Annotated in this window: 20 protein-coding genes and 1 tRNA gene; 5 read left to right on the forward strand and 16 right to left on the reverse strand. The window is 69.5% G+C overall.

Features of this window, described 5'->3' with window-relative positions; translation table 11 throughout:
• Positions 1-276 precede the first annotated feature (276 nt).
• The 3 genes from phoH2 to MA876_RS14965 form a co-directional block, all read right to left on the reverse strand.
• Positions 277-1632 carry an RNA 5'-3' helicase PhoH2 gene (gene phoH2 / locus MA876_RS14955; protein WP_372491537.1) on the reverse strand — a complete coding sequence of 452 codons (1356 nt, stop codon included), beginning with the start codon at positions 1630-1632 and terminating at the stop codon, positions 277-279.
• 183 nt (positions 1633-1815) lie between these two features.
• Positions 1816-2937 (reverse strand): aminotransferase class V-fold PLP-dependent enzyme, encoded by a 1122-nt coding sequence (locus tag MA876_RS14960; protein ID WP_248151225.1) that lies wholly within the window; start codon positions 2935-2937, stop codon positions 1816-1818.
• A gap of 19 nt (positions 2938-2956) precedes the next feature.
• On the reverse strand, positions 2957-3742 hold the full coding sequence (locus MA876_RS14965) for an isoprenyl transferase (protein WP_248151228.1): 786 nt from the start codon (positions 3740-3742) through the stop codon (positions 2957-2959).
• A gap of 112 nt (positions 3743-3854) precedes the next feature.
• Between MA876_RS14965 and trhA the strand changes: the two genes are divergently transcribed.
• Positions 3855-4598, forward strand: a complete 744-nt coding sequence (gene trhA / locus MA876_RS14970) for a PAQR family membrane homeostasis protein TrhA (RefSeq protein ID WP_248151232.1) — start codon at positions 3855-3857, stop codon at positions 4596-4598.
• 1 nt (position 4599) lies between these two features.
• Here the strand turns inward: trhA and MA876_RS14975 are convergent, their stop codons facing one another.
• On the reverse strand, positions 4600-4887 hold the full coding sequence (locus MA876_RS14975) for a hypothetical protein (protein WP_248151235.1): 288 nt from the start codon (positions 4885-4887) through the stop codon (positions 4600-4602).
• A gap of 77 nt (positions 4888-4964) precedes the next feature.
• Here MA876_RS14975 and MA876_RS14980 point away from each other — a divergent pair, with 77 nt between their 5' ends.
• The gene (locus tag MA876_RS14980; RefSeq protein WP_248151237.1) at positions 4965-5357 is read left to right on the forward strand and encodes a DUF4307 domain-containing protein; all 393 of its coding nucleotides are present in this window, start codon (positions 4965-4967) and stop codon (positions 5355-5357) included.
• A gap of 72 nt (positions 5358-5429) precedes the next feature.
• The gene (greA, locus tag MA876_RS14985; protein ID WP_248151240.1) at positions 5430-5921 is read left to right on the forward strand and encodes a transcription elongation factor GreA; all 492 of its coding nucleotides are present in this window, start codon (positions 5430-5432) and stop codon (positions 5919-5921) included.
• Here greA and ilvA read toward each other — a convergent pair whose 3' ends face one another.
• Positions 5922-7172, reverse strand: a complete 1251-nt coding sequence (gene ilvA, locus MA876_RS14990) for a threonine ammonia-lyase (RefSeq protein ID WP_248151243.1) — start codon at positions 7170-7172, stop codon at positions 5922-5924. It lies immediately after the preceding gene.
• Positions 7169-8362: an AI-2E family transporter gene (locus MA876_RS14995; RefSeq protein WP_248151245.1), complete on the reverse strand. Its 1194-nt coding sequence runs from the start codon at positions 8360-8362 to the stop codon at positions 7169-7171. The genes ilvA and MA876_RS14995 overlap by 4 nt, the downstream gene beginning before the upstream one ends.
• A gap of 102 nt (positions 8363-8464) precedes the next feature.
• Here MA876_RS14995 and MA876_RS15000 point away from each other — a divergent pair, with 102 nt between their 5' ends.
• Both MA876_RS15000 and MA876_RS15005 read left to right on the forward strand, forming a co-directional pair.
• Entirely contained in the window at positions 8465-9742 is a 1278-nt protein-coding gene (locus MA876_RS15000; RefSeq protein ID WP_248151248.1) for a winged helix-turn-helix domain-containing protein, read from the forward strand.
• 9 nt (positions 9743-9751) lie between these two features.
• Positions 9752-10654, forward strand: a complete 903-nt coding sequence (locus tag MA876_RS15005; RefSeq protein ID WP_248151250.1) for a hypothetical protein — start codon at positions 9752-9754, stop codon at positions 10652-10654.
• 9 nt (positions 10655-10663) lie between these two features.
• Here the strand turns inward: MA876_RS15005 and MA876_RS15010 are convergent, their stop codons facing one another.
• The 10 genes from MA876_RS15010 to eno all read right to left on the reverse strand — a co-directional run bounded on the left by MA876_RS15010 (position 10664) and on the right by eno (position 20334).
• Positions 10664-11761, reverse strand: a complete 1098-nt coding sequence (locus MA876_RS15010; RefSeq protein WP_248151253.1) for a DNA glycosylase AlkZ-like family protein — start codon at positions 11759-11761, stop codon at positions 10664-10666.
• Between the two features lie 35 nt (positions 11762-11796).
• Positions 11797-12366: a LemA family protein gene (locus MA876_RS15015; RefSeq protein ID WP_248151256.1), complete on the reverse strand. Its 570-nt coding sequence runs from the start codon at positions 12364-12366 to the stop codon at positions 11797-11799.
• An 87-nt stretch (positions 12367-12453) separates the two neighbouring features.
• Positions 12454-13767, reverse strand: coding sequence for a D-arabinono-1,4-lactone oxidase (locus MA876_RS15020; protein ID WP_248151258.1), 1314 nt, complete (start codon positions 13765-13767; stop codon positions 12454-12456).
• Complete coding sequence (locus MA876_RS15025; protein ID WP_248151259.1) at positions 13764-14993, reverse strand: alanine racemase; 1230 nt, start codon at positions 14991-14993, stop codon at positions 13764-13766. Before MA876_RS15025 ends, MA876_RS15020 begins: the two co-directional genes overlap by 4 nt.
• Positions 14994-15063: 70 nt before the next feature.
• Positions 15064-15136: transfer RNA gene (locus MA876_RS15030), tRNA-Leu, on the reverse strand.
• 65 nt (positions 15137-15201) lie between these two features.
• Positions 15202-16623 carry an NAD(P)/FAD-dependent oxidoreductase gene (locus MA876_RS15035; protein ID WP_248151260.1) on the reverse strand — a complete coding sequence of 474 codons (1422 nt, stop codon included), beginning with the start codon at positions 16621-16623 and terminating at the stop codon, positions 15202-15204.
• Positions 16624-16644: 21 nt separating this feature from the next.
• The gene (locus MA876_RS15040; RefSeq protein ID WP_248151261.1) at positions 16645-17943 is read right to left on the reverse strand and encodes a S8 family serine peptidase; all 1299 of its coding nucleotides are present in this window, start codon (positions 17941-17943) and stop codon (positions 16645-16647) included.
• On the reverse strand, positions 17940-18458 hold the full coding sequence (locus tag MA876_RS15045) for a DUF501 domain-containing protein (RefSeq protein WP_248151262.1): 519 nt from the start codon (positions 18456-18458) through the stop codon (positions 17940-17942). The genes MA876_RS15040 and MA876_RS15045 overlap by 4 nt, the downstream gene beginning before the upstream one ends.
• Before the next feature lie 41 nt (positions 18459-18499).
• Positions 18500-19030, reverse strand: a complete 531-nt coding sequence (locus MA876_RS15050; protein ID WP_248151265.1) for an FtsB family cell division protein — start codon at positions 19028-19030, stop codon at positions 18500-18502.
• 23 nt (positions 19031-19053) lie between these two features.
• Positions 19054-20334, reverse strand: coding sequence for a phosphopyruvate hydratase (eno, locus tag MA876_RS15055; RefSeq protein ID WP_248151267.1), 1281 nt, complete (start codon positions 20332-20334; stop codon positions 19054-19056).
• Positions 20335-20412: the final 78 nt, after the last annotated feature.

Here is a 20412-nt window from a genome sequence, read left to right on the forward strand (position 1 = left end):
TCTGGGGAAACCGGCCGTTCAATCGCCAGGGTCTGGGGTACCGTGCGATCGATTCTTCTTCGATCCGCCACCTGGCGTCGTCGCCACGGTGTCGGTCTGGCCCGCAATGCGGGCGTCTGTGAAGTATTGAGTTGCTTCCTCAATGGTGACAGATACCGCATGCCGAATCGCTGTCGGGAGATGAGACTCTTCTCATACCTATGCATCGATTCGTGCCGGGTTAGGCGCAGAAAACGGGGCCGGATGACGGCATCCGACCCCGCTTTCCAGGCGCACTCAGGCGAGCTCGCCCGCCTCCAGCAGATCCGTCACGAGCGCGGCGATCGCCGAGCGCTCCGACCGCATGAGGGTGACGTGGGCGAACAGGTCGTGACCCTTCAGCGTCTCGATGACCGACGCGACCCCGTCGTGACGACCGACCCGCAGGTTGTCGCGCTGACCGACGTCGTGGGTGAGGACGACGCGCGAGTTCTGCCCGATGCGGCTCAGCACGGTCAGCAGCACGTTGCGCTCGAGGGACTGAGCCTCGTCGACGATCACGAAGGCATCGTGCAAGGAGCGACCGCGGATGTGCGTGAGCGGCAGCACCTCGAGGAGCCCGCGCGCCACGACCTCCTCGACGACGTTGCCGGACACGACCGACCCGAGGGTGTCGAAGATCGCCTGCCCCCACGGATTCATCTTCTCCTGCGCATCACCGGGCAGGTAGCCGAGCTCCTGCCCGCCGACCGCGAACAGCGGACGGAAGACGATGATCTTCTTCTGCTGCTGGCGCTCGAGCACGGCGTCGAGCGCGGCGCACAGCGCAAGAGCGGACTTGCCCGTCCCCGCGCGCCCGCCGAGTGACACGATCCCCACCTCGGAGTCCAGCAGCAGGTCGATCGCGATGCGCTGCTCGGCCGAACGGCCGTGGAGGCCGAAGATGTCGCGATCGCCGCGGACGAGCTTGTACGAGCCGTCGCCCGTGACGCGCCCGAGGGCGGACCCCCGCTCGGAGTGGATGATGAGGCCCGTGTTGACCGGGAACCCCCGCACGTCGTCGCTCGTCGCGACCTCGCTCTCGTAGAGGTCGCTCATGTCGTCACCCGATACGGCGATGTCGGCGATACCCGTCCAGCCCGAGTCGATGGCCTGCTCGGCGAGGTACTCCTCGGCCGTGACACCGAGCGATGCCGCCTTGACGCGCATCGGGAGGTCCTTCGAGACGACCGTGACCTCCTGCCCGTCCTGCGCGAGATTCATCGCGACGGCGAGGATGCGGCTGTCGTTGTCGCCGAGGCGCATGCCTGCCGGCAGCACGCTCGCGTCGGTGTTCGTGAGCTCGACACGCAGCGTGCCGCCCTCACCGACGGGAACCGGGAAGTCGAGGCGTCCGTGTTCGATCCGCAGCTCGTCGAGGTGTCGCAGCGCCTGCCGGGCGAAGTAGCCGATCTCGGGGTCGTGACGCTTGCCTTCGAGTTCGGTGATCACCACCACGGGGATGACGACGTTGTGCTCGGCGAATCGGAAGAACGCTCGCGGATCGCTCAGCAGAACCGAGGTGTCCAGGACGTACGTGCGGAGGTCCTGATCGACCTCACCGCCCGCCTCGGCCGCCGTGCTGCGCTGATCCGTTGTAGCTCGTGTGGTCACAACCCACTCCCGCCCCGGGTGGGAAACCCGGCAGTCACGAGTCGACCAGGGTCACGAGTCGTGGTCCGAACGGCCGACTCGAACGGGCTCCTTGCCCGATGTGATGAACGTACGTCCGCCCGCCGACACCGACCAACTCCGACACGCGGTGCGCGGGTTACGAGTTTGTGAACTCGGGATGCCTCACCACACGCGCGACGACGAGAACGCTGCGAGGGCATCGCCGAAGAGGCGCAGCGTATCGCCGCCCGTACCGACGTGCGGCGACACGCGCACCAGGCCTGCGCGCAGCGTCACCGTGAGTCCGTGATTGGCGAGGGATGCCGCGAGCGGCCCCGCATCCTGCGGCGCGGGTGCGAGCGTGACGATCCCGCCGCGCTGCGACGGCTCGCGCGGCGTGACGACCGGCACTTCGTAGCGGTCGGCGAAATACATGACGTCGCCCGTGCGCTGCGCGATCTCTTCCTCGATCGCGGCGACTCCGGCATCCCGTACCTCGCGCAGCGCCGTCGCGAGACGCGCGGCCGCGAGGCTGTCGGGACGATTGACCGTGAACGCCGCCGATGATGACGAGGGCACGGGCACGAGCCCGAACGACAGGTCGCCGTCGATGCCGGCATAGCCCGAGAGCACAGGCGCGATCCGCTCCAGCGCCCGCTCGCCGAACCAGGCCCAGCCCGTGCCTCTGCCGGCCCGCAGCCACTTGTAGCCGTTCGAGCAGACGACATCGGCCGCGCGGTAGTCGACATCGACGGTTCCGAACCCCTGGATCGCGTCCACGATGAGCAGTCGGTCGCCGATCACGTCCCGCAGGGCGGTGAGGTCCGCGCGGTAGCCCGTGCGGGCATCCACGAGACTCACCGCCAGTGCCGTCGTGTCGTCGGTGAGCGCCTCGCGAACGAGGTCGGGCGTCACGAACCCGTCTTCGGACTCGAGCCACTGCAGCTGGAGCGAACCCAGCGCGTTGCTCGCGCGGGTCGCGGCGACCGTGAGGTTGGGGAACTCGGTGCGTGAGAGCATCAGGCCCCCGGCGAGTCCGTAGAAGGCCTGCATGATGCCGTAGGTCGTCGACGGCTGCAGCACGACCTCGTCGACCGGCGCGTCGATGAGCCCCGCGACGAGCTCGCGCGCCTCGCCGACATGGGCATCGACGAGGTCGATGCTCGAGCGCCGCCCCGAACCCAGCAGCTCGGCATCGGCCTGCGCCTCGACGCGCACCGCGGGACACAGCGGCCCGAACGCCGCCCAGTCGAGGTAGCCGGGTTCACCGTCGAACGACGCGTGGAAGGCCTCGAGGTCCGTCACGGTCACATTCTGGCACCGCTCAGCCGCCGAAGCGGCGGTCGCGATCCGCGAAGGCACGGATCGCACGCAGGAAGTCCACTTCGCGGAGGTCCGGACCAAGGGCTTCCACGAAATAGAACTCGGAGTGCGCGGATTGCCAGAGGAGGAAGTCGCTCAGGCGCTGCTCCCCCGACGTGCGGATCACGAGGTCGGGATCGGGTTGTCCGCCGGTGTACAGGTGCTCGCCGATCTGTTCCGGAGTGAGGGATGCCGCGAGCTCTTCGAGCGATCCGCCCCCCTCGTCGTGCTTCGCGATGATGCTCCGCACGGCATCCACGATCTCGCCACGTCCGCCGTACCCGACCGCGAGATTCACGTGCATGCCGGTGTGGTCGCGCGTGCGGTCCTGGGCCGCGACGAGGACGCGCGCGAGTTCCGGAGGAAGACGATCGGATCGCCCGACGTGCTGCACGCGCCAATCGCGCTCGTGCGAGAGCTGCTCGGCGAGCTCGGCGATGATCTCCAGAAGATCCGACAGCTCTTTCGAGTCGCGCTTGGTCAGGTTGTCGTTCGAGAGCAGGTAGAGCGATACGACGCGGATGCCCAGGTCGTCGCACCATTCGAGGAACTCGCGCATCTTGGCGGCCCCTGCGCGGTGGCCGTGTGCGGCCGAGTCGTAGCCGAGCTGGCGTGCCCAGCGCCGGTTGCCGTCGATCATCATGGCGAGATGACGCGGCACGGCACCGGGCTCGAGCCGTCTGCGCAGCCGATTGATGTAGAGCCGATAGAGGGGGCCCCTGCCCTCGTTCGACGATGCCCGCGCCACATGCCTACGCTACCGTTCCCGCGTCGTTCCTGCGCGGTGGTACTCAGTGCCATCGAGTGTGAGACTCGGTATGTACGCTCCGCGGCATGGGGATGGGCCTACCCTTGGGGACATGAGCCGCCGCACTCGCGTCCCCCAGGCCCCCGAGGTCCCTGTGCTGCCGCTCATGGAGGTCGCCGCCGCCGATGCGGCCGCCCCCGAGATCAAACCCACGTGGCGGGGCTGGATCCACGCCGCGATCTTCCCGGTCGCGATCGCGGCCGGCGTCGTGCTGATCGTGCTCTCGGACGGCGCGCCGGCGAAGTGGGCCGCGGCCGTGTTCATGGCATCCTCGCTCCTCCTCTTCGGGAACTCCGCCGTCTACCACCGCTTCAACTGGGGTCCGACGACCAAAGCGGTGCTCAAGCGCATCGACCACGCCAACATCCTGCTGCTGATCGCGGGCACCTACACTCCGCTCGCGACGCTCGCACTCCCCCCCGAGCAGGGCACGATCCTGCTGATCGTCGTATGGTCGGGCGCGATCCTCGGCATCCTCTTCCGCGTCTTCTGGATCAACGCCCCGCGCTGGCTCTACGTCGCGCTCTACCTGGCCCTCGGCTGGGCCGCCGTGATGTACATGCCGCAGCTGTTCGCGGCGAACATCGCGATGGTGATCCTCGTCATCGTCGGCGGACTGCTGTACACGGGCGGCGCGATCGTCTACGCGCTCAAGAAGCCCAACCCGTGGCCCGGGCACTTCGGATTCCACGAGATCTTCCACGTGTGCACGGTGCTCGCCTTCCTCTGCCACTGGACAGCGTGTCTGCTCATCGCGCTCCAGCCCGTGAGTCCGTCGCTCGGTTTGCCGGGCTGATTCAGGCCCTGCGATCGGGGTCGTCCTGCGGATCGACGTCCTGGTCGTCGACGTCGCTCGCCCGCACGGCATCCGCCGCCTGCTGCTCCGCGAGGAGCTCCTCGCGGATGTCGGCGCGCACGCGCCCACGGCGAATGCGGCGGAGCATGTCCCACACGAGCACGATCACGGCGAGCGCGATGAAGATGATGAACGCGAAGCCCCAGAAACCCGGCGTGACGAGGTCCGGATCGACGGCCGGCCCCGTGGGCGACGGCGTCTGGAGGCCCGCGAAGAGCGCGTCGTGCATGGGTTCCTTCTTCCGCGCCGAAAGCGCATAGCCTGGAACTCCAGCCTAATCTTCCCGATCCCCGCAGACGGACGCCCATGACCACTCAGCAGATGCTCGACGAGCGGTACGGACGCACCCGTACGCGCGGACGCCGCTGGGGCTTGTGGATCGGGATCGCCCTCGGCATCGTCGCCGCGGTCGTCGTCGCATGGATGACGGTCGCGTCGTCCGCATCCGCCGTCGACGCCGACACGACGGGCTTCCGGCTGGTCGACGACCGCACGGTCGAGGTCACGTTCCAGTTCACCTCACCGCCCGGCCGCGGCGTGGCGTGCGCCGTGGAAGCGCAGGACGCCGAGCACGGCACCGTCGGCTGGAAAGTCGTGGAGTTCGAGGCCTCCGAAGCCCACGGCAGGGCCTACCGCGCGACGCTGCCTGTGACCGCCGTCGCCGTGACGGGTTTTGTCAACAACTGCTGGGTGACGTAGTCTGGCCCGCAGTGACGCCCCGGCAGGAGCCCGGGGCGTTCGCCGTACCGCCCCCGAACCAAGGAGATCGACGTGTCCAGCGATGCCCCGGTGACCTTCCTCACTCAGGATGCCTTCGACCGTCTCGTCGCCGAGCTCGAGCACCTTTCGACGACCGGCCGCGAAGAGATCGCGAAGCGCATCGAAGCCGCCCGCGAAGAGGGCGACCTCAAGGAGAACGGCGGCTACCACGCGGCCAAGGACGAACAGGGCAAGCAGGAGGCCCGCATCCGCACCCTGCAGCACCTGCTCAAGACCGCGACGGTCAGCGAAGCGCCCGAGAGCCACGGCGTGGTCGAGTCGGGCACCGTCATCACGGCCGTCGTCGCCGGCGGCGAGGAGCGCTTCCTGCTCGGCAATCGCGAGATCGCGGTGGGGTCGGAGCTCGATGTCTACAGCGAAGCGTCGCCCGTGGGCGCCGCGATCCTCGGCCTCAAGGAGGGCGAGAAGACGTCCTACACCGCCCCCAACGGTCGCGAGATCGCGGTCGAGATCGTCAAGGTCGAGACGTACAACGGGCAGTGATCAATCCGGCATGACGGTCGGCGCATAGCCGGCGGCCTCGAGTGTCGCGATGACGTGAGCACGATGCTCTTCGCCGCGGGTCTCGACGCTCAGCTGCAGGATGACCTCGCTGATCTGCAGGCCCTGCCCATGCCGCGTGTGCAGCACCTCGATGACGTTCGCACCCGCCTGAGCGAGCAGCTCCGACACGCGTGCGAGCTGGCCCGGACGATCGGGCAGCGGAATCTGCAGCGACATGTAGCGGCCGGATGCCGAGAGCCCGTGAGCGACGACGCGCTGCAGCAGCAGAGGGTCGATGTTGCCGCCCGACAGCACGCTGACGGTGGGGCCCGCGGCATCCACCTTCCCCGCGAGGATCGCGGCGACGCCCACGGCACCCGCGGGTTCGACGACCTGCTTCGCGCGCTCCAGGAGCATGAGCAGAGCGCGCGCGATGTCGTCGTCCGACACCGTCACGACGTCGTCGACGAGTTCGCGGATGATCTCGAACGGCAGGTCGCCGGGCCGCGCGACCGCGATGCCGTCGGCGATCGTCGGCTTCGTCGCGACCTCGAGCGGGCGCCCGGCCGCGAGCGATGACGGATACGCGGCCGAGTTCTCGGCCTGGACGCCGATGATCCGGATGCGGCGGCCCTCCGCCGCGGCGCGGGCCTTGAGAGCCGCCGCGACGCCCGCGATGAGCCCCCCGCCGCCGATTCCGAGCACGACCGTCTCGAGATCGGGCACCTCGTCGTACAGCTCGAGGCCGAGCGTGCCCTGCCCCGCGATGATGTCGGCGTGGTCGAAGGGATGGATGAGCACGGCTCCCGTGCGTTCGGCGAACTCCGCCGCGAGCCGCAGCGGCGTCTCGACCGTGGCCCCCTCGAGCACGACGTCGGCGCCGTAGCCCCGCGTCGCGAGGAGCTTCGGCACGGGGACCCCGAGGGGCATGAAGATCGTCGCCGGGATGCCGAGTTCCTGCGCCGCGAGCGAGACGCCCTGCGCGTGGTTGCCGGCGGACGCCGCCACGACGCCGCGCGCGCGCTCTTCCGGGGTGAGCCGCGAGAGCCGGTAGGTGGCCCCGCGGATCTTGAAGGATCCCGTGCGCTGCAGGTTCTCGAGCTTGAGGTGCACGGGCACACCGAGCAGTTCGGACAGGTGCTGCGATTGGTCGACGGGGGTGCGCGAGATGACGCCGCGGAGCACGGATGCGGCATCCTCGAACGCGGCGAGTGTCGGCACGAGGCTCGAGGGGTGGGTCTGCGAGGTCACGCGGGGGTCCTTCTCTGACGCGGCACGGTGGTCCAGATGAGATCGCCCTGCGGGGGTGGCGCGCCGGACTCCCAGCCGCGTTCGCTCAGGTACACCGCGACGACGTTCACGAACGCGGCCAGCGGCACGGCGAAGAGGGCACCGGGGATGCCGGCGATCATGGCGCCGCCGGCGACGACGAGGACGATCGCGAGGGGATGCACCTTGACGGCCGATCCCATGAGGAGCGGCTGCAGCACGTGCCCTTCGAGCTGCTGCACGCCGAGAACGACGACGAGCATCAGCAGCGCGACCAGAGGGCCGTTGTAGACCAGCGCGAGGAAGACGGCGATCGCGCCGGTGACGACGGCGCCGACGATGGGCACGAACGCGCCCAGGAAGACGAGCACGGCGACGGGGATCGCGAGCGGCACACCGAGGAAGAAGGCGCCGAGGCCGATGCCGACGGCGTCGATCGTCGCGACCAGCAGCTGCGTGCGCGCATAGTTGACGACTGTGACCCAGCCCGCGCGCCCAGCACCGTCGACCGCGGGGCGGGCGCGCTTCGGGAAGATCCGGGTCGTCCACTTCCAGATGCCCGCGCCGTCCGCGAGCAGGCACAGCAGGATGAACAGCGTCAGGACGGCACCGGTCGCGACGTGCGCGAGCGTCGTGCCCAAGGCGAGCGCGCCCGACCACAGCAGCTCCGCCTGCTCCTGGATCAGGGTCCACGCCTGGTCGAGATAGCCGTCGATCTGCTCCTCTGTCAGGTGGAGCGGGCCTGCGATCAGATAGTCGCGGAGCCGATCGACGGCCTGCACCGTGCTCTCCTGCACCGATGACCACTGACGCGTCACCTGCCAGATGACGAGCCAGAGCAGACCGGACACGATCGCGAGGGTGCCGACGACCGCGATGACGATCGCGAGCCACTTGGGCACGCGGTGTCGCAGCATCCAGCTGAAGGCGGGCCACAGGAGGGCGGAGATCAGGATGCCGAGAAGCAGCGGGATGACCAGGAGCTTGAGCTGGATGACGAGCCAGACGATGACCCCGGCGGCGATCGCGATCGCGATGAGACGCCACGAGTACGCGGCCGCGACGCGGAGTCCGTGCGGAATCGAACCGGCGAGATCGGACGACACGACACGGCTGCGATCGCGCAGGGCGTCGAACAGCGAGCCGCGGGGCTTTTCGTCGGAGCCGCTCATCACGCCAGTCTAGAGTCGGAGCATTCCGAGCCGGTCATATGGTCGTTCTCTCCGCGAGGAGCGGCCGATCCGTTGTCGGAGCGCGTGACTAGGCTGGCGCGCATGCCACGGCCATCCACGCTCTCGAGGGCCCAGGCGCGGCGCATCGCCCTCGCCGCACAGGGATTCGCGCGCGACCGCCCCGCTCGGCCGGGCACGCGTCAGTTCAATCTCGAGCTCGCGCGCATGGCCACGCTGCAGATCGACTCGGTCAACGTCTTCTCGCGATCCCACTACATGCCGTTGTTCTCGCGACTCGGCGCGTACGACACGGCGGCGCTCGACCGCCTGCTGTTCGCGCGCAAGGCGCCCTACGTCGAGTACTGGGCGCACGTCGCCGCCTTCATCCCCGCCACGGACTGGGGGCTGTTCCGGTTCCGCATGGACGAGATCCGCGCGAAGCACGGCACGCGCGAGTGGTTCGACGCGCATCGGGCCGTGATCGACTGGGTCCGCGCCGAACTCGCCGAGCGCGGGCCGCTGCGCCCCGCGCAGATCGAGTACGACATCCCTCGGGGCACGGGCGGCGAGTGGTGGAACTGGGATGCCGTCAAGAACGCGCTCGAGTACCTCTGGTGGTTCGGCGAGGTCGCCATCGCCGGTCGGCGCGGGTTCGAGCGGGTCTACGGCCTCGCCGAGCAGGTGATCCCTGCATCCGTCCTCGCAGCCCCCGTCCCGCGCGCCGATGCGATCCGCGAACTCGTTCGTCGTGCGGCGCGCGCGTACGGCGTCGCGACGGCCGCGGACCTGGCCGATTACTGGCGCATCCGCGACCGTCCCGCCATCATGGCCGCCGTCTCCGACCTCGTCGACGCGGGCGAGCTCGAGCCCGTGACCGTCGAAGGGTGGCAGGTCGCGGGTCGGCCGGCCAGAGCGTGGCTGCACACGGATGCGGCGATCCCCCGCCGTGTCGACGCGGCCGCGATCCTCACGCCCTTCGATCCCGTCGTCTGGTTCCGCGATCGCGCCGAGCGGCTCTTCGACTTCGAGTACCGCATCGAGATCTACACACCCGCGCCCAAGCGCCGCTACGGGTACTACTCGCTGCCCGTCCTGGTCGGCGACGACATCGTGGGGCGCGTCGATCTCAAGGCCGACCGCGCGACCTCGCGTCTGCTGGTGCAGTCGGCGTGGTGGGAACACGGCAGGCCGGCCGATGCCGCGGCGCACCTCGCGGGCGAACTGCGCAGCGCGGCCGCATGGCAGGGCCTCGAGACGATCTCGATCTCGTCGTGGGGCGACGCGGTCGGCGACCTCGCCGCTGAGCTGCCGGGCGCGCTTCGCCACGAGTCCGCAGCGCCGGAGCCGGTCGCACTCGCCGCGGATGAGCCGTCCGGCTAGCGTGAAGGGGTGAAGCGCGGAGCCGTCATCGGGATCGCGGCGGGTGCGGTGGCGCTCGTCGCTGCTGCGGGTGTCGGATGGTGGCTGCTCAGCCGCCCGCCGACGGCCGAGCAGACGGCCGAGACCTACCTGAGGGCACTCTCGGAGGGCGATGCCGAGACGATCCGCGGGTTGCTGAACGAACCGCCCGGCGGCTTCGACGAGATCGCGGCGGCGTTCGAGGGAGCGGATTCGTACATCGAGACATACGAGTTCGACGACGTCGGCGACGACGGAGGGGTCCGCGCCGACGTCGTGATCGACGGCGAGCCGGGGGTCGTGTTCTTCATTCTCGCGGCCGATGAGTCCGGCCGCTTCGTGCTGAACGGGGACTACCTGGCGCTTCTTGACACGGCGACGACGATCGGCGACTCCGTACGGGTGGGCGACGTGCTCATGCCGGCGGGTCGCGTCTCGCTGCTGCCCGCCGTGTACACCGTGGCGGCCGCACCGTCGGATCTCGTCGAAGGCTCGACCACTGTCGCGCTCACGAACGCCGAGCCCGCCACGGCGGCGGTCGAGGCATCCGTCTCCCCCGACGCGCTGGCGACCATCGAGGAACAGCTCGGCGGCTACATCGCCGACTGCACGAAGACCGCGACCGCGGTACCCGAGCACTGCGGCATCCGCGTGCCGTGGGCCGCCGACCTCGCGACGCTCGACAGCCTCGCCTTCCGCGTCGACTCGGCACCGGTGCTCGCTCTCGCTCCGGACGCGCGCGCGTTCGCCGCGACCGGCGGAGTGCTCGTGGCGACGGCCACAGGGACGAAACGCGACGGCTCGGCGGGAACCTTCACGTATCGCGCCGACGACTGGGCGCTGCGGGGCACCGTGACGTTCACGGGCGACACGATGACCCTGTCCGTCGGCTGACGCGCGGCGCTACTGCACCGCGAGGCCCTTCACCTCGAGTCCGAGCCATCGCGCGAGCTCTCGGATCTCACCGTCGACCGCGGCGGCGACCTCGGCCGAGAACGGCAGGTCCTCGTGCACGGCGTGCACGTTCAGCACCCCCGCCTTGCGGTCAGCCTTCGCGTCGAGCTTTCCGACGAATCGGTCGCTGTGCAGGATCGGCAGCGCGAAGTACCCCCACCGCCGCTTCGCGGCGGGCTTGTACATCTCGAGCAGGTATTCGTAGTCGAACAGATCGAGCAGCCGATCCCGGTCGAAGACGAGGCGATCGAAGGGCGAGATCAGCGCGGTACGCGGCGTGAAGGAGTCGATGGATGCGAGGGCTGCGGCATCCACTCTCCATTCCCCTTCGACGCCGTCGACGACCGCCGCCTCGCCGATCGTGCCGACGTCGACCGGCTCGAACGGCTGCTTGATCCCCTTCGCGCGCGCGATACCGAAGGCGGCGAGCCGTCTTTCGGTTCGTTCGCGAGCGGCCGCGTCGAACGACACGTCGGCCAGATCGCTCGGGTACACCCGCTCGGCGAGGTCGAACAGGCGTCCTTTCGCGTCGCGGCGCGACACGGCGACATCGCCCGTCGTGACGAGGATCTCGAGCATCTGCGACGAGTTGCGGTTGTTCGTCCACCCCGACGAGCGCCACGACACCTGCGCGGTGTCGGGCACGTCGGCCGCGTGGAGCGGCCCTTCGGAACGCAGTCGCTCCATCACCTCGGCCCGGAACACGGCGTTCGCGGCGAGCCACTCACGTGCTTCGGCGTACGCCGGACGCTGGGCCATCTCGTGGCGCAGGAGCGGCAGGTCGGACATGAGGCGGTAGAACCCACCCCACTCGAAGACGTCGCGATCGACTTCGACCGCCTGCTTCAGATCCGCCGGCTGATACGGCCAGCCGAGCCGCGACCACAGGATGTGGTCGGCGCTCGGCATGATCGCGGCTGTCGGTTCGATGTTCACGACGGTCAACCCGTAGAGCGTCTCGACGATGCTCGTCGGGCGCTCGGCGCTCAGCAGCTGTGCGCGCACGGCGATCCGGCGCGCTTCGTCTCGGGAGAGCTGGACGACCACCGTCCGAGGCTAGCGCTCGGACCCGACATCCATCGTCAGAACTGGACTCTCGGCGGCTCCGAGATCGCGGCGCCGTCGACGACCTCGAAGAACTCACGCTCGTGGAAGCCGAGATTGCGCGCGAACAGGTTGTTGGGGAAGACCTTGATCTTGGTGTTCAGCTCGCGGACGCCGCCGTTGTAGAACCGTCGGGATGCCTGGATCTTGTCCTCGGTGTCGACGATCGACTGCTGCAGCTGCAGGAAGTTCTGGCTGGCCTGCAGCTGCGGGTACGCCTCGGCGACGGCGAACAGCGACTTGAGCGCTTGCTGCATATGCCCCTCGGCGACGCCCGCTTCCGCCGGTCCCCCGGCCGTCAGCGTCTCGGCGCGCGCGCGGGTGACGTTCTCGAAGACCGCCTTCTCGTGCGCGGCATACCCCTTGACCGCCTCGATGAGGTTGGGCAAGAGGTCGGCGCGGCGCTTGAGCTGGACCGTGATGTCGCTCCACGCCTCGTCGACGCGCACGTTGAGCGCGACGAGGGAGTTGTACGTCGCCCACAGATAGATGCCGCCGATGATGATGATCGCGACGACGATCAGGACCGGGATCAGCCATTCCCACATAGCGCAGGACTCCGTTCGAGGGGTTTGTGCCCTCATCCTACTTACCGCGGCACACCCTCAGTGAGATAAGAGGTTTACTCTCAGCCCCTACTCACCGAGGACGCGATCGAGATACGCGTTGCGGAACATCCGATCGGGATCGAGCCGATCGCGCAGCGCCGTGAAGTCGTCGAACCGCGGGTACCGCTCGCGGAGGGCCGCGGCATCCAACGTGTGCATCTTGCCCCAATGCGGGCGCCCGCCGGACGCCAGCATGATCGCTTCGACGGCCTCGAAGTACTCCGTCGGGTCCTCGCGCCAGTAGCGGTGGACGGCGATGTAGCCGGATGCCCGGCCATGCGCCGTCGACATCCACAGGTCGTCCGCGGCCGCGAAGCGCACCTCGACGGGGAATGAGATCTTCCAGCCCCGCTCGTCGATGAGCGTGCGCAGGGCGTCGAACGCGGGCCGCACGTTCTCGGCGGGGACGGCATACTCCATCTCGCGGAACCGCACGGTGCGGCTCTGCGTGAGCACCTTCGTCGAGCGGTCCGTGTACTCGCGATCGCCCGTGAGCTTCACCGCGAGTCGCGAGAACGACGGCACGATCCTCGGGACGACGGTGGCCGCACCGCACGCGACGCGGTACACGCCGTTCGCGAGCAGGGTCTCGTCGATCCACTTCCCGACCGCGGGCAGCGGATGCCGCACGTCGCTCTCGGGCAGGCGCATGTCGGCCTTCGTGAGTCCGACGTCGGTGTGCGGGAACCAGTAGTACTCGAAATGATCGGATGCCGCGGCCCAGTCGTCGAGCGAGGGCAGCAGCTCCGTCAGCGCCACGGGCTTCTCGACCGCGTGCAGGAGGAACGCCGGCACGCATTGGAGCGTGACCTCGACGAGGATGCCGAGCGCGCCGAGTCCGAGCGCGACGGCCGGCAGCAGGTCGGCGTTCTCGTCGTCGCTCACCGTGAGCAGCTCGCCGGCGGCCGTCACGAGGCGGGCGCCGACCACCTGCGTCGCGATGCCACCGAACCGCGCGCCCGTGCCGTGCGTTCCCGTCGAGATCGCGCCCGAGATCGACTGCCGGTCGATGTCGCCGAGGTTCTGCATCGCGAGTCCGTACGGCGCGAGCAGCGCCGGCACCTGGTGCAGGCGGGTGCCGGCCAGCAGCGTGACGCGCCGGCGATCGCGATCGACCTCCACGATCCCGGTGAGATCGGTGAGGTCCAGGAGCAATCCGGGCGCCACCGCGATGCCGGTGAAGCTGTGACCGGCCCCCACGGCCTTGACGGGCATCCCGCGCTTCGTAGCCGCCGTCACGGCGCGCTGCACGGCTTGGACCGTCCTCGGAAACTCGACGAGCTGTGGACGGATGCGCTCCGACCTGCCCCAGTTCTCCCACACGCCGCCGGGCCGCGTCATAGGAAGGCCTTCCCTTCGCCCCGATAGGTGGGCAGTTCTGCGACGATGCGATCGCCGTCGATCAACAGGTACCGGTCGATGCGCTCCGCGAGCTCGCCCGACTTCGAGTGCCGGAACCACACGCGGTCGCCCACGGCCAGACCCCGTGCCGACTCGCCCTGCAGCGGAGTCTGCACCTCGCCCGCGCCTTCGCGTCCGTTGGTCTTGAGCCCTGCGGGCCATGTCGGCAGGGGCTGTCGGGATGCCACGGGCGGGCCGGAGGCGATCCAGCCGCCGCCCAGGACCGTCGCGATGTCGGCCTGCGGCTTGCGGACGACGTCGAGCGCGAACGCCGCGGCGGGCGCGAGATCGAAGACGCGATAGCCGTCGAAGAGGTGCCCGGCGAGCAGACCGCTGCCGGCCGTCAGCTCGGTGACGGAGAGGTCGGATGCCGTGTACTCGAGCGATCCGGTCCCGCCGCCGTTGACGAACTCCAGCGGCGCGATATCGCGGAGCGCTGCGACGATCGCCGTGCGGCGCTCGAGCAGCTCGTGGCCGGAGCGGCGCTGCATCCATCGGATGACGGCATCCCCCGATCCCGTGGCATCCCCCTGCCCGGCGATCTGGGCTTCGTACATCATGAGGCCCACGAGCGTGAACCCGGGGCGCTCTGCGATCGCCCGCGCGAGGCTCGCGACCTCTCCCGGCTCGTGCACGGGCGAACGGTGCACGCCGATGTGTCCCAGGGCCGGGGCGCGCCAGGAGGCGTCGGCGTCGATCGCGAGGCGGATCGGCGGGCGGGTGGATGCCGGTGCCACAGCGTCGACGAGGTCGAGCTGCGCGAGGTCGTCGACCATGAGGGTCACACGCGCCGCGAGCGCCTCGTCGGCGGCCAGCTGCGCGATCGCCGCGCGGTCGGCGGTCGGATACCCCAGGACGACGTCATCGTGCGTCTGAGCGAGCCACAGGGCCTCGGGGAGCGTGAAGGCGAGGATGCCGGCGTAGCCTGGCAGGGCGAGCGTCGCATCGATCACCTCGCGCACGCGGACGGACTTGCTCGCGACGCGGATCGGCACGCCTCCCGCGCGCACGAGCATGTCGAGGGCGTTGTGGCGCAGGGCTGCGAGGTTGATGACGCCGACGGGACCGGGAACGGATGCCACAGCATCCGTCATCGCCTGCCAGTAAGACGCCGGATCGTTCCACGGCTCCGTTGCCGGGGCGGACGACAGCAGGTCGAGGCTCATGCGCGCATCTTCGGGGGGAAGCACATGCGCACCAGCCTACGACCGCGGGCGGAGGATCGAAGACGTGACGTACCCCCGCCGGGACTCGAACCCGGACTGAAGCGATTTTAAGTCGCCTGCCTCTGCCATTGGGCTACGGGGGCCAGGGAAGCCGAAGGCCCGGGGTCGACAGACGTCGACACCCGGGCCCAGGCTAGCGTGAAGCGGCTCAGCCGACCTTCGCGGGCTTCTTCGCGTCGGCACCGGCGACCGGTGCCTTCTCGCCCACGACGCTCTTGGGGTCGATCGCGGGCGCGGCCGGACGCGGGCGCGCGGCGAACTCCTCGAAGACGTAGCGGGGGTTCTGCACCGCCTCGAGGTTGACCAGGTCGCGGCCGAGCCAGAAGTTGTGCCACCAGCCCCACAGCACGCGCCACTTGCGCTCCCACGACGGCATCGCGAGGCCGTGGTAGCCGCGGTGGGCGAACCACGCGATGAGACCCTTCATCGCGAAGTTGCCGGACTGGAAGACACCGCTGTACAGGCCGAGGCCCGCGACGGCACCCATGTTCTTGTGGAAGTACTCGCGGGGCAGCTCACCACGCAGGACCGCGACGAGGTTCTTCGCGAGGAGCTTCGCCTGGCGCACGGCGTGCTGCGCGTTGGGCACGCAGTACCCGCCGACCCCACCACCCGAGAGGTCGGGAACCGCCGAGACGTCACCGGCTGCCCACGCGCCCTCGACGATCTCGTCTTCGCTGCCGACACGGAGGTCGGCCCGTGTGCGGATGCGCCCACGTTCCTCGACGGGGAGATCACCGCCGCGCACGACGGTCGGGTTGGCCATGACGCCCGCGGTCCACACGATCAGATCGGTGGGGATGCTCTCGCCCGTCGAGAGCTCGACGATGCCGTCGACCGCGCTCGTGAGCTGCGTGTCGAGGTGCACGAACGCACCGCGCTGGGCGAGGCTCTTGAGCACCCACTCGCTCGTCTTGAGCGACACCTCGGGCATGATGCGGCCCATCGCCTCGATGAGGTGGAAGTGCGTGTCGTCGAACGTGATGGTCGGGTAGTGCTTGATGAGCGACGAGGCCAGCGAGCGCAGCTCTGCGAACACCTCGATGCCCGCGAAACCGCCGCCGACCACCACGACCGTGAGCAGCCGGTCGCGCTCGGGACCTGCCGGGAGCATGGATGCCTTGTCGAAATTCGACATGAGCTTGTCGCGGATCGCGACCGCCTCTTCGATCGTCTTGAGACCGATCGCATTGTCGGCGATGCCGGGGATCGGGAAGGTGCGCGAGACGGCGCCCGCGGTGACGACGATCTGGTCGTATTCCTGCTGGTACGGCTCGCCGGCGATCGGCGTGATCGTCGCCGTCTTGGTGGCGTGATTGATCCCGGTCACCTTGGCGGCGACGACCGTCGTCCGCTTGAGGTGGCGACGGAGAGCGACGACGGAATGACGTGCCTCGATCGAGCCGGCCGCGACCTCGGGGAGGAAGGGCTGGTAGGTCATGTACGGCAGCGGATCGACGATCATGACGTCGGCTTCGCCCTTGCGGAGGTGCTTCTCGAGCTTCCACGCGGTATAGAAGCCTGCGTAGCCACCACCGACGATGAGGATCTTGGGGACGGTGTTCGTCACGGTTCGGAGTACTCCTACGTGTCAGCGGCTCGGCGTTCTCGTCGCCGATCGGATGCGTCGGACAGCAGCAGTGACGCCGAGCGCCACCAGTATAGCCGTGACCGTGAGCATCAGGAGCGGCAGGGTGCCGTACAGCAGGGTGTCCCGTGACGGCAGAAGGGGGGATGCCGGGAGCGGTGCCGCCTCAGCTGCGGGCAGGGGGTCGACCACGACGGGTGCCGACGTCTGCTCGGGCGCCGGACCCGAGTCCGCGCGGCGGTAGAGCCGGATCCACTCTTCGAGACTGCCCATGGGGTTGGACGTCACGGCGGGGACGGTCGTCGAGACGGCGGCCGCGGCATCCACCAATCCGTACCCGTAGAGCAGGTCGGGTGTCGCCTTCATGGCGGGCGTGGGCTTCGCGGTCTTGATGAGACGGTTGATCACGTTGTTCGCGTCGAGGTCGGGATGCGCCGACCGCACGAGTGCGGCGATGCCGGCCACGATCGGCGCGGCGCCGCTCGTGCCGTCCCACCGGACCAGCCGCCCGTCGGCCGAGACCCCGAGGAGCTGCTCGCTCGGCGCCGAGACGCCGATCGTGATGCCCTGCGTCGACGCGTCGATGCTCGCGCGCCCGGACGGATCGACTCCGCCCACGGTCAGGACTCCCGGAATCGTCGCGGGGGCCCCGACACGGGTCGTGCCGCTCGCGCGGTTGCCGGCCGCGACGATGACCACGACGTCGTTCTCGTAGGCGTAGAGGAAGGCGTCGTCCCAGCTCTGGTCCCAATCGGGCACGTTCGTGGTGAGCGACATGTTGATGATGTCGGCATCGTTGTCGACCGCCCAGCGCACGGCTTCGGCGATCTGCTCCGTGAAGGGCACGGTCGCCGACGAGCCGAAGCCGACCGAGATCGACAGCAGCTCCGCATCGGGCGCGACGCCGATCATGCCGGTGTCCGGCCCCGTGCCGCGGCCCGCGGCGAGCGAGCCCACCCAGCTGCCGTGGTTCGAGTCGACGGCGCCCACGGGGGTGCGACCGTCGGGCGTGCCGGCGCCCGAGACGTCCGTTCCCGCGGCGACGGCGCCCGAGAACTCCACGGGACCGCGCGCGATGCCCGTGTCGATGATCGCGATGCGGACGCCGGCGCCGCGGGTCGTCTGCCATGCGGTGCGGATGCCGTAGTCGTCGAGCCAGTACTGCTCGGCCCGCACAGGGTCGGTGTCCGTCGTCACCGGGACTGCGGGGTCGGGGATCGGCGCGGCAGTCGCCGCGGGAGCCGCTCCGACCAGGAGCGCGAGCGTGAGGGCCGTGCCCGCGAGCGCGGCGCGGCGGATCATCCGCCCGGCCCCGGCTCGGCGCACACGCAGCGCTCGGGCGACCACGACGACAGTGCGAGCGCGCGGTCGCCGATCGGATTCACACCGGGGCCGGCCGCGAGCGTGTGCCCGAGCACGGCGTGCAGGCACTTGACTCGCGTCGGCATGCCGCCCGCCGAGATGCCGTCGATCTCGGCGACGTCGCCGTAAGGAGCGCGGTCGGCGAGGTAGGCCACGTGGGCGCGGGCGTACGCCGCGCGGAGGTCTTCATCCGCGGCGAGCTCCTCGTTGAGGTCGCGCATGACCTGGCCGGCCTCGAGCGTCGACATCGCCGCCGTCGCGGCGGGGTGGGTGAGGTAGTAGAACGTGGGGAACGGCGTGCCGTCGGGCAGTCGCGGTGCGGTCGCGACCACCGTGGGGTTGCCGCACACGCAGCGTGCCGCGATGCCGACGACGCCGCGCGAGGGGCGTCCGAGCTGTGCGCGCAGCACCTCGAGGTCGCGCTCGGTCGCAGGGGCGTAGGGCGGAGTCGGCACGCGTCCAGGCTACCGGGCGGCACCTGGGCGACGCCTGGCGGTCAGGGGGTCGAAGTGGGCGTCGGGTCGGGCACGCCGATCGTCGGGGCCTTGACCGTCTGCGCGAGGCCCGCTTCGGTGACCGACCGTACGAACTGCGACATCCAGTCGGTCCGCGTCTGCTCGACGTCTTCGCTCACCGTCGCCCGCTCCTGCGGGATGTCCTCGAGCGGCAGGTCGTTGTCGACGAGGTAGACGACCTCACCCGGCTTGACGTAGTACAGGCGCTCGCGCGCCTGCGTCGTGATGAAGGCCGGGTCCTTCCAGCGCTCCCGCTCGGCCTCGAGGGCCACGACCTGCTCCTTGCTCAGCTCGACGGCCTGCTCGAGCGCCGCGATCTGCTGGCGCTGACCGAGGTAGGTGCCGATCGTCGGCACGAGCACGAAGGCCGCGAGCACGACGAGGCCCATCATGATGACCATGAAGCCCGAGAGACGGATGCCGCCGAGCCACTCGCGCACGTCGAGACGGCGCCGCGCGGGTCGCTGCGCCGTGCGGCGGGCACGAGAAGGGGGAGCCGTCGTCTTCGCCACGGCTCCCCCTCTCGTCGAAAGATCTACTTCTTGAAGCGCGGGAACGCTCCGCGGCCCGCGAAGACCGCGGCGTCGCCGAGCTCCTCTTCGATGCGCAGAAGCTGATTGTATTTCGCGACGCGCTCGCTGCGGGCGGGCGCGCCGGTCTTAATCTGACCCGCGTTGACGGCGACCGCGAGGTCGGCGATCGTGGTGTCCTCGGTCTCGCCCGAACGGTGCGACAGCATCGAGCGGTAGCCGTTCTGGGTGGCGAGCGCGATCGCATCCAGCGTCTCGGACAGCGTGCCGATCTGGTTGACCTTGACCAGCAGCGCGTTGCCGACGCCGAGGTCGATGCCCTTCTGCAGACGCTCGGGGTTGGTGACGAACAGGTCGTCGCCGACGAGCTGCACCTTCGAGCCGATCTTGTCGGTGAGGTCCTTCCAGGCGTCCCAGTCGTCCTCGGCCAGCGCATCCTCGATCGTGACGATCGGGTAGTTCGCGACGAGGTCGGCGAAGTAGTCCGTCAGCTTCTCGGCCGACCAGGCGTTGCCCTCGACCGTGTACACGCCGTCCTTGAAGAACTCGGTGGCCGCGACATCCAGTCCCACCGCGATCTCTTCACCCGGCTTGAAGCCGGCCTTCTCGATCGCCTGGATGAGGAAGTCCAGGCCCTCGCGGTTGCTGGGGAGGTCGGGGGCGAAGCCGCCCTCATCGCCCAGCGCCGTGTTGAAGCCCGCGGCCTTCAGCTCGCCCTTGAGGACGTGGTAGATCTCGGTGCCCCAGCGCAGGGACTCGGAGTACGTGTCCGCGCCGATGGGCGCGAGGAAGTACTCCTGGAAGTCGATGCCGTTGTCGGCGTGCTCGCCGCCGTTGATGACGTTGAACAGCGGCACGGGCAGGACGTGCGCATTCGGACCGCCGAGGTAGCGGAAGAGCGGCAGGTCGGACGAGTCGGCCGCGGCCTTCGCGACGGCGAGCGAGACGCCGAGGATCGCGTTCGCGCCGACGCGCGCCTTGTTGTCGGTGCCGTCGACCTCGATCAGGATCTCGTCGATGATGCGCTGCTCGCTGGCATCCACACCCTCGATCGCGGGCCCGAGCTCGTCGATGACGGCCGCGACGGCCTTGAGCACGCCCTTGCCGCCGTAGCGGCTCTTGTCGCCGTCACGCAGCTCGTACGCCTCGAATGCGCCGGTCGACGCACCGGAGGGGACGGCCGCCCGCTGGACGATTCCGTCGTCGAGGAGCACCTCCACTTCGACGGTCGGGTTACCGCGCGAGTCGAGGATCTCGCGCGCGCCTACAGCCTCGATCAGTGCCACAGGGGACTCCTTGGTTCGTGGAGAGTGGTTCTTGCGGAGCGTCGTCGGTCCGGTTCCGAGCTTAGTGAACCGGATGCC

The sequence above is a fragment of the Microbacterium aoyamense genome (assembly GCF_023155855.1).
GTDB lineage: Bacteria > Actinomycetota > Actinomycetes > Actinomycetales > Microbacteriaceae > Microbacterium > Microbacterium aoyamense.

What these genes read in the sequence shown, in the direction of transcription:
- MA876_RS15020 (WP_248151258.1), bottom strand. Translation starts at nt 13,767, where the DNA reads ATGACGCGGCCCGGCGGCGTGTGGGAGAACTGGGGCAGGTCGGAGCGC.
- MA876_RS14995 (WP_248151245.1), bottom strand. Translation starts at nt 8,362, where the DNA reads ATGAGCGGCTCCGACGAAAAGCCCCGCGGCTCGCTGTTCGACGCCCTG.
- MA876_RS15015 (WP_248151256.1), bottom strand. Translation starts at nt 12,366, where the DNA reads ATGTGGGAATGGCTGATCCCGGTCCTGATCGTCGTCGCGATCATCATC.
- MA876_RS15000 (WP_248151248.1), top strand. Translation starts at nt 8,465, where the DNA reads ATGCCACGGCCATCCACGCTCTCGAGGGCCCAGGCGCGGCGCATCGCC.
- MA876_RS15040 (WP_248151261.1), bottom strand. Translation starts at nt 17,943, where the DNA reads ATGATCCGCCGCGCCGCGCTCGCGGGCACGGCCCTCACGCTCGCGCTC.
- MA876_RS14980 (WP_248151237.1), top strand. Translation starts at nt 4,965, where the DNA reads ATGACCACTCAGCAGATGCTCGACGAGCGGTACGGACGCACCCGTACG.
- MA876_RS15025 (WP_248151259.1), bottom strand. Translation starts at nt 14,993, where the DNA reads ATGAGCCTCGACCTGCTGTCGTCCGCCCCGGCAACGGAGCCGTGGAAC.
- trhA (WP_248151232.1), top strand. Translation starts at nt 3,855, where the DNA reads ATGAGCCGCCGCACTCGCGTCCCCCAGGCCCCCGAGGTCCCTGTGCTG.
- MA876_RS14975 (WP_248151235.1), bottom strand. Translation starts at nt 4,887, where the DNA reads ATGCACGACGCGCTCTTCGCGGGCCTCCAGACGCCGTCGCCCACGGGG.